This is a genomic window from Legionella stuttgartensis, from assembly GCF_977063405.2.
This window is the reverse complement of record NZ_CDRUHA020000022.1, coordinates 249908-262976: the sequence shown is the minus strand read 5'-3', so window position 1 is coordinate 262976 and position 13069 is coordinate 249908. Positions and strand designations below refer to the sequence as shown.

Genomic DNA, 13069 nt, shown 5'->3' with positions numbered 1-13069 from the left:
TAACTAATTTAATTTTTTAAAGGTAACAAAATGACAATACGCTATATCTCGTTTGGTATTGAGAACGGACTGTTTAATATGAGTTATACCCATGCGGATCATCAAAATTTTACGAAACATTTAGGCGATGCAGTTTTAGTGCATAATAAAGCCTTTCTTGATACATTAAAAGAACAAAATAAATCCTATACTTCTGTCTATGCTTTTCTTTATTCCAACAGGCAATCTTATGAGGTCGATCTAGCTAATCAATATCAAGAGGGGTTCAAAGGCTCTGCTTTTTCTGCAATTGAGACTGTTTGCAACGATTTAGATATCATCTTCGATTCTTTTCTATTAGCAGATCTCTATAATAACCTTCCCTATGGGACAGCGTTTGCAAAAGCTCTTGCAGAAGTGAAAAATGGGAATGATCTCACAAATCCTGATAGCTCAAACCACCCTTATTGTCCCTCTGACCGTGACAAAGTACCACTACTGTTCGCGCAAATGCAAAAGGCAGCTATTGATGCTGCTGCCAAATATCCTGATGAAGAGATTATTTTTGATGTCTTTGATAGTCACAAGCATACACTTGATTATACAAAAAGTTTTTTTTCAGAGAATAAGCACCTTATTCCCAAGGGAATGACTTTAAATTTAAACTACTATGATGGTGGAACGCCAAGTTTTGACTGCAGTATTGAAGGTGAGGGTGTTGTTTATTTGAATTATGCAAAACACACGATTGAATTATTGAACCAGGGTTTTCTTTCCCGAGAAGATTATGTAAGGTCATGTATCCATCCAGAAAGTCCCAAGACGCTATTGAATATTGTCGCTCAGTACTTTGCCAGACACCAAGACTTATATGAAGCTGAACGGGTACCGGAAGAGGTAACGGAGCGAGTCAGATCCGCTTGTCGGGAGCTTGGTCTTGATGAGATTGCATTTAAAGACAGCGAAACTGCAATAAATGTGGGACTAGAAGCACAGGGAGAAAACAAAAATTTGGATAATGCGGGAGACTGCGAACAAGCTCCGCCTGCTGAGCTCCCTGCGATCAGTTCACAAACAAGCCTATCCACTCCTGGGCGAAGCCAATATGGATTTTATGCCGCTGGAGAGAAAGAAGAGCAAGAACAGACAGAACCTTCGAAACAGAAATGTAGTTCATCGCGTTTTTGCATTGTCTCATAAGCCAGAAACCTTTGTTGCAGCTACGTCAGTGCTGCGACAAAGGTTTAATTGACTTCTCGTCCCGGTGATGATTTGAGCCTTCCGACCAGTCCCTAGGAAATATTACCCCTGAACTAAAAAGGGCAAAGACATAACATACATGCTGCATAAATTCGAACTGCACAGAAAAAAGCTGCTATACTTTATCTACAAAATGTTCAAAAATATTCACAATATTGAATAATAGAATAAAAATGAAAAACACACATAAAACCATTAACTTAGGGCTTCAAGGAGGTGGCGCTCATGGTGCTTTTACATGGGGTGTTTTGGATTATTTATTAGAAGATGGGCGTTTGGATATAGAGGGGGTGAGTTCCACTAGTGCGGGAACAATGAATGCGGCAATATTGGCGCAAGGCCTTTTGAATCTTGATCGAGATGAAGCCCGCCAAGCATTATATAATTTTTGGGAAGAAATTAGTAAAATTAATAGTCTAACATCTTTTAAACACTGGTTTGGTAACCCTTGGTTTTCTTTGGATCAATATAGCTTGGATCACTCACCATTTTATTTTTGGTTTGAGATGATTACCCACTTGATGTCGCCATACCAATTCAATCCTTTTAATTTCAATCCAATGCGTACTATTCTTGAGAAAAGCATCGATTTTGAGGCGTTAAGAAAAAGGTCTACGGTAAAGCTATTTGTTTGTGCAACCAATGTGGAAACGGGTAAGGTTCGTATTTTTACTAACTCTGAGTTGTCTGTAGATGCGTTACTTGCGTCCGCTTGTCTTCCATTTCTATTTCAATCCGTCAAAATTAAAGATCAATATTACTGGGATGGTGGATACATCGGTAATCCTGCAATTTATCCATTAATTTACAATTGTAAATGCCAAGATGTGGTGATTGTACATATAAATCCTATTATCCGCTCAGGTACACTTCATCATGTAGGTGAAATTCTTAATCGTGTGAATGAGGTAAGTTTTAATTCCTCTCTTATGCGTGAAATGAGGGCAATTGCTTTTGTGACTGATTTGATTGATAGTAAACAAGCAGAAGGACTTGACCTTAAACGAATGCATATGCATTCAATTCGTGCAGATGATGAAATGACTAAACATGATGTTTCTACAAAACTTAATGCTGATTGGAACTTTTTAGTACATTTACGTGATCAAGGACGCCTTATTGCTAAAAGTTGGATTCATGACAATTTTTCTAAAATAGGAAAAAAGTCTTCGGTGGATATTCGGAAAGAGTTCCTTTAGCTGATGTATGAATTACCTAAAACTCAGACTACCTTTTAATTTCTGCTATAATTATTTTAAAGTTTTATAACTGCATGATTTATGGAATAAAAATGGGGCAGGCACATAAACTTATTAATCTTGGACTTCAAGGAGGCGGCGCCCACGGGGCATTTACATGGGGGGTTTTAGATTATTTACTCGAAGATGGCCGTTTAGATATAGAAGGGGTGAGTGCCACAAGTATTGGTTCAATGAATGCAGTAGTTCTTACACAAGGCTTATTAAATGATGATCGTGATGAAGCACGACAAGCACTACATGATTTTTGGTATGATATTAGCTGTAGCCTGGGTTATTTTTCATTCCATTCATGGTTTGATATACCGTGGATGCGGACTCATGAGTACAATCTAGAGGGCTCACCATTTTATCACTACTTTGAATTGATAACGCAAATGTTCTCCCCTTATCAATTTAACCCACTCAATATCAATCCAATGAAATCAATTATTGAAAAAAACATTGATTTTGATGCCATTAGAAAAAAATCAAAAGTTAAACTCTTTATCTGTGCAACCAATGAAGAGACGTGTAAAGTCCGCATTTTTACTAATCCTGAATTATCAGTAGAAACTATTCTTGCCTCCTCATGCTTACCGAACCTTTCTCAATCAATTGAAATAGATGGTCAAAAATATTGGAATGGGGGATACATTGGTAACCCAGCTATTTTCCCATTAATATACAATTGTGGCAGTCAGGATATTGTAATTGTACATCTCAATCCAATACATAGACGCGGAGTTCCACACACTGCATCAGAAGTTCTTAATCGCATTAATGAAATTAGTTTTAATTCAACCTTATTGCGTGAAATGCGTGCTATCGCATTTGTTTCAAAGTTACTCGATTTAAAAAAGGATAAAAATCTGAAACTTAAAAAAATGCTTATACACTCCATTCGAGCTGACAAGGAAATGGCACATTATGGGGTTTCTTCTAAACATAATGTAGATTGGGATTTTCTCTGCTATTTACGAGATAGAGGTCGTTTACATACTAAAAAATGGCTGAAACAAAACTTTTCTAAAATTGGCAAAGAATCTTCAGTGGATATCTACAAAGAATTTCTCTAAATTAAATAATATAAAATTTTTTATAGAGAAAGACGTGTTATATGCAAAAAATTTACATTTTCAGGCGTACACCATTAGCTGATTATCATGTTAAGCCCTACATATTAAAATTGGTCGTTCTGTCAGGTATTTAAAAGATGATCTTGACTTTTAGTTGGAATTACACAGAAACTAAATTCAAATATAGAAAGCTGGGATTAGGTCACAGCGTTCTCAAAGCTAATATGCTTAAATTTTCCAGGTATAGTATCTTTTAGTAACGTATCTATTTGAGCAGCAAAAGGTTGATATAAGGATGGACGCCGAGGAAAAATTCTGTCGTTTATCCAATAAACCGGCCATCCCTCAGTAGTTTCGATGCATTTTTTCGCAAAATTTGTAATTTTAAATTTTTCTTCAATTTGAATACAGCCACGTAGAAAAATATCAACATAGGATTGGACAATTGGGAAATTTTTGGAAGGTAATTGATTCTCAGTTGAAGTTATAGTGTATATCCAAACTTGTTTTTGAGTTGAACTGTTCGAAGATTGAGAGAGGAAAACGAGGTTATCAGGATTAATTTGCTCTCTGCAATAAATACTTTCTCTTTTATCATAACTTCTGATTTTTGATGGATTGTCCAATTGATAACTTACGCCAATAAAAGAAGAGCTTTTATTTTTAATTGCAGATAAAAATGTAGTATTCACACCAGGTAAATTTCCGTGTCCTGCCCAAATTCTTTTATATCCTTTTATCAAAACGGGAAAACTCTCTTCAGCATATGGATCTGTTCTTTTTTTAGAGGTCTCATCGATTAAACTTCCATAGCCAACAATATATTGAGGAAGATTAGGGTTGATTTTTGGGTGGCAGTCAAAAGCAAAAGAAGGGAGAGAGAATAACAACAATAAGAATAACTCAAACTTCTTCATACTGCGTACTTCCATTTATTAAGGGCTTTAAGGCTATAACTATACTCATAATTGCTTATTGCATCAGTATATAAAAAAGATTAGAGGTATTTTATATAATGCTTTGAATTTTACTGGCGTCCCGGAGAGGATTTGAACCTCCGACCTGCCCCTTAGGAGGGGGCTGCGCTATCCAGCTGTGCCACCGGGACTTTAACGGCGTAAGTCTACCGTTATCATGAAAAAATAACAACGTCTATTGGCGCAAATGTGTTTTTTGATTTTTGAATTTAATCATTAAAAATGAGTTAATTATGAGCATTTTTCTGGCTCAATGTGGTATAATCCATCGACCTTTTTTTTGAGCATGTATGATGGACACTTCAGATTTAAAATATCCATTTCATTCAGCCTGGAATTTTTTGTGGCAGGTCATCAAGCCTTATCGGTGGTGGTATGTCTTAATGTTTCAGGCTCCGGTGCTCACTGCGTTTTATATTTTTGCGAATAACTATTCGTTTAAGCTTCTTGTGGATGCGTTTTCTAGCGAGACAATTGCTTCATATCATCAATTGGTATTTCCTATTGTGCTATTTATTACAGCGCAAGTTATATTGGATGTTGTTTGGCGTATTAGTGATTTCGCAGAGTGGAAAGCCGAGCCCTATGCACGGCAGCGATTATTGTCTTCCGCGTACGATTATGTCCAACATCATTCCTATAATTATTTTCAAAATATGCCGAGCGGTACGGTAATTAGTAAGCTCAAAGGGCTTTTGGATGGATATGATAGTGTTTTTGCTAATCTTCACCATATTGTAGGCAAACACTTTTGTGTGGTTATTGTTTCTGTTTTTGTTTTATTGGTGGTCAATTTTAGTGTGTTTTGTTTTATGCTGGCCTGGTGTGTATTAGTTATGGCAATTATGCTACCTATGGCGCTCAAACTAAATCAGCTTTCTAATAATATGGCTGAAAGTAAACATCAGGTAATCGGTGCTTTCTCTGATAATATTACTAATATTTTCTCTTTGTTTTATTTTGCAAAACGTCGTGCTGAACATCGACGTGTTAATGAGCTGATGTTGGCTGATTTTGTGCCACGGCAAATTGAACTTTATCAGTATGATTTTAAATTTAATATTGTCGGCTCAGTGCTGTATTGGTTCATGTTGATTGCTGTTTTTATATTTATGATTTACCTACGTATTCACGGTCAGATTTCTACTGGCGATTTTCTATTTGTCATGCTCACGGCCATTACCATTTCTTTTGATTTATGGTCGCTTATGAGTAGTCTTTGCACTTTCTTAAAAGAAATAGGAGATTTTAAATCGTCTTTTGGTATTTTGGCGACGCCTCATGATGAAGTAGATACATTTCATGCACACGCATATCAGATAAATCAAGGTAAAATTGAGTTTAAACAGCTCTCATTTGCATATCGTGAAGGAGCTCCTTTTGTATTTAAGGATCTTAACTTATTGATCAAACCTGGTGAGAAGATTGGTTTGGTAGGACATTCTGGTGCAGGTAAATCAACATTGGTTTCTTTATTGTTAAAGAACTTCAGACCTACAGCTGGGCAAATTTTAATTGATGATAAGCCTGTCTCAGAGATAACTTCAGACTCTTTGCGCCAACAAGTTGCTCTTATTCCTCAAGACATTATGCTTTTTCATCGTTCTATTGGTGAAAATATTGGTTATGCAAAAGAGAATGCAACCCAAGAAGAAATTAAACGCGCCGCTGTGATGGCTAACATTGATGACTTTATTGAATCACTACCTGAGAAATATGATACTTTGGTTGGTGAGCGGGGGGTGAAGCTTTCAGGAGGCCAGCGTCAACGCATTGCGATTGCACGAGCATTTTTAAAAAATGCATCCATTGTTGTTCTTGATGAGGCGACCTCAAGTTTGGATACCCTTTCAGAGCAAGAAATTCAACAATCAATTAATGCCATGCTGGAGCAAAACAATGCGACAGTGATAGCTATTGCTCATCGTCTCTCTACCATTCGCCATATGGATCGCATTGTGGTCATGGAAGGGGGGGTGATTATTGAAGAAGGTGCTTTTAACGAGCTGATAAATAATGAAGACAGTTACTTCAAAATGCTTTGGGACAGTCAAGTTAATGGGATGGTTTTATAAAATGAAAAAATGTATTGTTTTTTTAATTGCTTCTTTGGCAATTAATTCTATGGTGTTTGCAAATAATAACTGCTTTATTGCTAAAGAGGGCGCAGTCACGCTAAAACAAGAAGGTCAATGTTCTCAGCGCCATGCACCTTGCTCGACTTTTAAAATTGCGATCAGTTTAATGGGGTTTGATAAGGGGATATTAACCGACAAAACTCACCCAGAATGGCCTTTTCAACAAGGATACAATGATTGGCTGGATGTTTGGAAACAACCGCATAATCCAACCACTTGGATACAACATAGTTGTGTGTGGTACAGTCAGCTTATTACGCAAAAATTAGGAATGGAACAATTTAAGCATTATATGCATGTTCTTAATTATGGAAATCAGGATGTTTCTGGCGATAAGGGCATGAATAATGGCTTAGTTCGTGCTTGGCTTTCAAGTTCGTTGCAAATTTCACCACAAGAGCAAGTCGAGTTTTTGTCTGCCTTGACTCAAAACAAGCTTCCTGTAAGCCATTATTCCATGCAAATGACCCGTGAGCTTCTTTTTATTGAGAATTTGCCCGGAGGCTGGAGGCTGTACGGTAAAACAGGAGCCGGCAACCCGTTTAAGAAAGATGGTTCTCGAAATACAGACAAGCAGCTCGGATGGTTTGTTGGCTGGATAGAGAACAATTCACATACTATTTTGTTTGCTCAATATATTGAAGATAATGCTACACCTGACTATTCAACGGGAAAACGTGCAAGAGAAATTGCGAAACAAAAATTAATCTCATTGACGCAAGAAGATAAGTTTAAAAGATCTTAAATAAATTGTAGCCTGGGTACCACATTAGTGGAACCCGGGAATTTCTAAAACAATTGTTTCGAATTCCACTACGCTGCATCCAGGCTGCGAAATGAGTAAGCGTGGTTTTGCGTTTACTCTGCGTAACAATATATATCACCACCACTTGGAATACCGGCATGGAATATAACGGCATCTAAGCCAACAATATCTCTTTTTTCTTTTAAGCAACGATATCCCGGATAAGTATAATAATAATCACCTTCAGGGACTGCCGTTCCTTCAATAGTAGTATAAGTATGTGCTTTTTCATCTACAGTGATGGGAACACTTTTCCAACTTTTAGTTTCCGTGATAATTACATTATCAGCTAAAGCGACTGTAGTAATCGTTAGCAATAAAGCTGTTAGTAGTTTTTTCATTTTGTATCCCTCCTTACTCATTGATCCATAATAAGATACATTTTCTTTAATAAAATATATCTGACAAATTATAGTACAAATTGGTCAAAAATCAAATTTAAAGTTTTGGAGTGTCACATAAAAAAATACAAAAAATCAATTGATTAAAGTGTTTTAATCTTCCCTCAAAAACGAGGGAAGAATTTATTAAAAGTGTTTATGAGTATGACTGGTAGTGTGTCCATGCGTATGATTGTCATCATGTCCATGAATAGTTCCGTTAGTGGGATGTCCATGTGAGTGATCGCTATTTACGTATACCGAGCTGGTACCGTAATCAGGAGATGGAAAGCCGTTATAAACAGAAGAAGGAGGGTAAAACCCATAACTTCCATAACTACTATATCCAGGGGTAGTGGTACTTACTGTAGTATAAGAGTCATTGTTACAATTACATAAAAAAGGGAGTACGAGCATCAGTCCAATTGCAAAAATAGCGAGGGGTAATGCTGGTGTAAAGATAAAGGCTGAGGCGAGTAATGTTTTCGCTGCTACCGCAGTTGCTGCTGCTGCAGCTGATTTTAGTGATACGAAAGCAATAATTCCTGCGGTGGCTATGGCAGCAGCAGTTATTGCGGCCATACATTTAAGTAAAAAATTATAATTGGTATCATCTTCTTGTTGTTTATTCCTCTTGGTCATTTTTCACCTCCTGTGTTGTACCAGATTAAATAAATTTGAATTTAAATCTATTGATTAATGCCGAAATTGCATTTTCGAACGCTTTAGGATTCTACTATAGGGAAGAAAAATGTCATCTTAATTTTTTTTACGTTCATGCCCTATTCACAATTTGCACATCTTGCGCGAAATAAAACTTCGGAAACCCCACTACTGATGTAGGCAACATTGGGACGAAGCTAAGAGTATTTTTCTATATTTACTTTTGGCCTACGTTCTGTGACTTGTTCGCGGGATCCAGCTACGAAGCCTACATTCCTTCCGTTCCCCAAGAGGCAAGTATACCTCCTGAACGGTTACATTTTTTTCTTATTGGAAAGACAACGGTTCTTGTGTAATTGTTGTAGATGAAAGAAATCAATCGGTCATTTGATCGAATTTACCCCGTAAGGGTAAAACCCTTACGCAGGTATGTGAAGTTTTTTGAAGTGATAAGTATCTCTATTCGTCATCCCAGCTTAAAGTACCGCCTGCTTGATATTCAATGACACGAGTTTCAAAGAAATTCTTTTCTTTTTTCAAATCCATCATTTCACTCATCCAAGGGAACGGATTTGTAGCACCAGGATATTGCTCTGGCAAGCCAATTTGGCTTAAACGACGATTAGCAATGAAGTGCAAATACTCTTCAAACATTTCAGCGTTCATTCCCAGAATGCCTTGAGGCATAGTGTCCTTAGCATATTGATATTCCAATGCAACACCTTGGCGAATTAGTTGAATCATTTCTTCTTTAAATTCAGGTGTCCACAAATTTGGGTTCTCAATTTTAATTTGGTTTATGACATCAATACCAAAATTCATGTGCATGGACTCATCACGTAGAATGTATTGGAATTGCTCTGAAGTTCCTACCATTTTATTGCGACGACCCATGGAGAGAATTTGAGTAAAACCAACATAGAAAAAGATCCCTTCAAAAATTACATAGAAGGCAATTAAGTCGCGTAATAATCGCTGATCGTTTGCTAAAGTACCTGTATGGAATGTTTCATCACCCAAGCTTTGAGTAAAAGGTAGTGCCCAAGCTGCTTTAGTCGCTACGGATGGAATTTCACGATACATATTAAAGACCTCTGCTTCATCAAGGCCTAAGCTCTCAATGACGTATTGATACGCATGCGTATGCAGCGCTTCTTCAAAGGCCTGACGTAATAAGTACTGTCTGCACTCAGGATTCGTAATATGTCTGTACACAGCGAGTACTAGATTATTGGCAACTAACGAGTCTGCTGTTGAGAAAAATCCTAAATTACGTTTGATAATTAAACGCTCCGCTTCTGTAAGCCCGTTAGGATCTTTCCAGAGCGCTACGTCAGCGCTCATATTAATTTCATTAGGCATCCAGTGGTTGGCACAAGCAGTTAAATACTTGTCCCATGCCCATTTATATTTAAAAGGGACGAGCTGATTTAAGTCTGCGCGGCAGTTAATGATGCGTTTATCATCCACATGGATGCGCGCTGCCCCCATTTCGAGCGGTTCATATCCAGTGGCACCAGTATGAATTATATCTTGTTGTTGTATGATGTTTTCTGACATTTAAATTCTCCTGATTATTGGCACGCTTCACAGTCTGGATCGAGTATGGAACATACCTTAGGTTCCTCTGCTATTATTTTAACCGCATTGAGTGCACCATCAGTCACAGTAGATTTCTCAGCATTGGATGCGCCTAAACTACGTAAGTAATATGTGGTTTTTAATCCACGTGTCCATGCATGCATGTAGAGTTGATCCAATTTTTTACCTGATGGCTGAGCCATGTAGATATTGAGTGATTGTGCTTGATCGATCCATTTTTGACGACGAGAAGCAGCGTCAACTAACCAAATGGGGTCAATTTCAAAAGAAGTCGCATAACGTTTTTTCAATTCAGCAGGAATACGGCTGATTGGTTGGACGCTACCATTAAAATATTTCAAATCATTGACCATCACTTCATCCCAAAGATTCAATGCTTTCAAATCAGCAACCAAATAGGGATTAATCACAGTGAACTCGCCTGACAAATTGGATTTTACGTATAAGTTTTGGTATGTAGGCTCAATGGATTGCGAAACACCACAAATATTTGAAATAGTTGCTGTAGGTGCGATTGCCATCACATTGGAGTTGCGCATTCCTTGAGTACGAACTTTAATGCGTAAGCTTTCCCAATCCAGACGTTGTGAACGATCTTGCTCTAAGTACTTATTGCGAGATTGTTGTAATAGATTAATTGAATCAATTGGCAATATCCCCTTACTCCATAAAGAACCTTCATAGCTGGAATAACTGCCTCGTTCTTTAGCCAAATCACAAGAGGCTTCGATTGCATAGTAGCTGATCAACTCCATAGATGAATCAGCAAACTCTACTGCTTCTTGGGAGGTATAATCAATTTTTAACTCATATAATGCATCTTGGAATCCCATTAGGCCTAAACCAATAGGTCTATGCTTCAAGTTAGAATTACGTGCTTGAGGTACGGAATAATAGTTAATATCAATCACGTTATCCAGCATACGAATTGCAGTTCTAATGGTACGTTTTAATTTTTCAGCGTCCAATTTGCCTTTTTTGATGTGTGCGGGAAGATTAATACTACCCAGATTACACACGGCAATTTCTTCTTCTGAAGTGTTGAGTGTAATTTCAGTACACAAGTTAGAACTATGAACTACACCCGCATGTTGTTGTGGTGAGCGTAAATTGCAAGGATCTTTAAAGGTCATCCAAGGGTGGCCAGTTTCAAACAGCATGGATAACATCTTACGCCACAGTTTGACTGCAGACAGTGTTTTTGCGTTTTTGATGAGGCCTTGGCGTGCCTTTTCTTCATATTCGCGATAGAGTGTTTCAAAACCTTTTCCATACTGATCATGTAAATTGGGTACTTCATCAGGCGAGAATAAAGTCCAATCCCCATTTTCGCGTACACGCATCATAAATAAATCGGGTATCCACAACGCGGTATTCATATCGTGTGTGCGACGTCGATCGTCTCCCGTATTTTTTCTTAACTCGAGGAATTCTTCTACGTCCTTATGCCAACATTCCAGATAGGCACAAACAGCACCTTTTCGTTTACCGCCTTGGTTTACTGCGACTGCAGTAGCATCAGCAACATTTAAGAACGGAACTACACCTTGTGATTTTCCATTGGTGCCTTTGATATGTGAGCCCATTGCACGAACTGGCGTCCAGTCATTACCCAAACCTCCAGCATATTTTGAAAGTAGGGCATTATCTTTAATTGCACTGTAAATCCCATCTAAATGATCAGGGACGGTAGTCAAATAGCAACTGGATAACTGAGGTCTAACAGTACCTGAATTGAATAGGGTAGGTGTTGATGACATGTAATCGAATGAAGACAGTAATTGATAAAACTCAATGGCTTTTTCATTTTTATCGTGTTCACGTAAAGCCAGTCCCATAGCAACACGCATGAAGAATGCTTGAGGCAACTCATAACGTACCCCTTGATCATGAATGAAATAACGATCATATAAGGTTTGCAAGCTTAAATAACTAAACTGCATATCACGTTCAGGTAATAGCGCTTTGCCGAGTTTTTCTAAATCAAAGTCGGCCATTTTTAAATCTAACATTCCTTGTTTGATGCCATGAGCGATATACACTTTGAAGTAAGAAGGATAAAGCTTGCTCATTTCATCAAAAGTTGCGTCCGCTTGAATTTCTAATTTATTCAATGCTTCCATACGCAAACTGTCTAATAATAAGCGAGCGCTAACATAAGTATAGTTTGGCTCCTTTTCGACCAATGTGCGTGCAGCCATGATCAACGCTTTGTGCACGTCTGCAAATTTTGCTTGATTGTAAAGATTACGCATCGCATCTTTAATAACAGGTTCTGCTTGAACATGTTCTAAATTACGGCATGCTTCATCTACAATCGTATTCATGCGCTCTGTGTCTAATGGCTTTAATTCACCATCGGGCATAGTAATTAATAAGACTTTACTATCACTAGCCTGTTGTTTTAATTCATTCTCGCGTGCTTTACGATGTTCTTCTCGATACAATACATAAGCGCGAGCAACTTTATAGTGGCCACTGCGCATGAGCCCTAACTCGACTTGATCTTGAATGTCTTCAATATGAACAGCACCACCACTGGGTAAGCGGCGTTTGAACACTTGAGTTATTTGACGAGTAAGTTCTTCTATCTGTTGATGAATACGATCTGATGTGGAAGCTGTACCGCCTTCATCTGCAATGAATGCCTTAGTAATTGCGACTTTAATTTTCGTATCATCGTAATTTACTACTTTACCATTGCGTTTAATGGTTTTTAATAAACCAGGGGCATTAGCGGTCAATTCCAGTTGACTGGTTTGCGGCACATCATTTACCGGATCAAGAATTGCGGACATTTTTCCTCCACGCATTTTTGTTATTATTTTATTATTAACAGTCAGTTAAATTTATTAACTGTTAATTGGATTATAGCACAATATATTGGGTTTGATTTGAAGCTAAACAACAAGATAATGTGTTTTTGAGAAATGGTCAAGAGAATAATA

At 37.7% G+C, this 13069-nt stretch carries 10 protein-coding genes and 1 tRNA gene; 5 read left to right on the top strand and 6 right to left on the bottom strand.

What is annotated here, in order from left to right:
* Positions 1-30: 30 nt before the first annotated feature.
* The 3 genes from ACWTEW_RS06815 to ACWTEW_RS06805 all read left to right on the top strand — a co-directional run bounded on the left by ACWTEW_RS06815 (position 31) and on the right by ACWTEW_RS06805 (position 3556).
* Entirely contained in the window at positions 31-1179 is a 1149-nt protein-coding gene (locus ACWTEW_RS06815; protein ID WP_454780956.1) for a hypothetical protein, read from the top strand.
* Between the two features lie 233 nt (positions 1180-1412).
* A complete protein-coding gene (locus ACWTEW_RS06810) occupies positions 1413-2438 on the top strand; it encodes a patatin-like phospholipase family protein (RefSeq protein ID WP_454780955.1) in 1026 nt (341 codons plus the stop codon).
* 92 nt (positions 2439-2530) lie between these two features.
* Positions 2531-3556, top strand: coding sequence for a patatin-like phospholipase family protein (locus ACWTEW_RS06805; protein ID WP_454780954.1), 1026 nt, complete (start codon positions 2531-2533; stop codon positions 3554-3556).
* A gap of 197 nt (positions 3557-3753) precedes the next feature.
* Here ACWTEW_RS06805 and ACWTEW_RS06800 read toward each other — a convergent pair whose 3' ends face one another.
* A complete protein-coding gene (locus ACWTEW_RS06800) occupies positions 3754-4473 on the bottom strand; it encodes a gamma-glutamylcyclotransferase family protein (protein ID WP_454780953.1) in 720 nt (239 codons plus the stop codon).
* A 114-nt stretch (positions 4474-4587) separates the two neighbouring features.
* A tRNA-Arg gene (locus ACWTEW_RS06795) sits at positions 4588-4664 on the bottom strand.
* Between the two features lie 159 nt (positions 4665-4823).
* On the opposite strand from ACWTEW_RS06795, the gene ACWTEW_RS06790 reads away from it, so the two are divergent.
* Entirely contained in the window at positions 4824-6608 is a 1785-nt protein-coding gene (locus ACWTEW_RS06790; RefSeq protein WP_454780952.1) for an ABC transporter ATP-binding protein, read from the top strand.
* A 1-nt stretch (position 6609) separates the two neighbouring features.
* On the top strand, positions 6610-7416 hold the full coding sequence (gene blaOXA / locus ACWTEW_RS06785; RefSeq protein WP_454780951.1) for a class D beta-lactamase: 807 nt from the start codon (positions 6610-6612) through the stop codon (positions 7414-7416).
* Between the two features lie 113 nt (positions 7417-7529).
* Here the strand turns inward: blaOXA and ACWTEW_RS06780 are convergent, their stop codons facing one another.
* From ACWTEW_RS06780 to ACWTEW_RS06765, 4 genes are all read right to left on the bottom strand, one after another.
* The gene (locus ACWTEW_RS06780) at positions 7530-7817 is read right to left on the bottom strand and encodes a hypothetical protein (RefSeq protein ID WP_454780950.1); all 288 of its coding nucleotides are present in this window, start codon (positions 7815-7817) and stop codon (positions 7530-7532) included.
* A gap of 186 nt (positions 7818-8003) precedes the next feature.
* Positions 8004-8498: a hypothetical protein gene (locus ACWTEW_RS06775; RefSeq protein ID WP_454780949.1), complete on the bottom strand. Its 495-nt coding sequence runs from the start codon at positions 8496-8498 to the stop codon at positions 8004-8006.
* Between the two features lie 480 nt (positions 8499-8978).
* Positions 8979-10079, bottom strand: a complete 1101-nt coding sequence (locus ACWTEW_RS06770; RefSeq protein WP_454780948.1) for a ribonucleotide-diphosphate reductase subunit beta — start codon at positions 10077-10079, stop codon at positions 8979-8981.
* Between the two features lie 14 nt (positions 10080-10093).
* Positions 10094-12919, bottom strand: coding sequence for a ribonucleoside-diphosphate reductase subunit alpha (locus ACWTEW_RS06765; RefSeq protein WP_454780947.1), 2826 nt, complete (start codon positions 12917-12919; stop codon positions 10094-10096).
* Positions 12920-13069 lie beyond the last annotated feature (150 nt).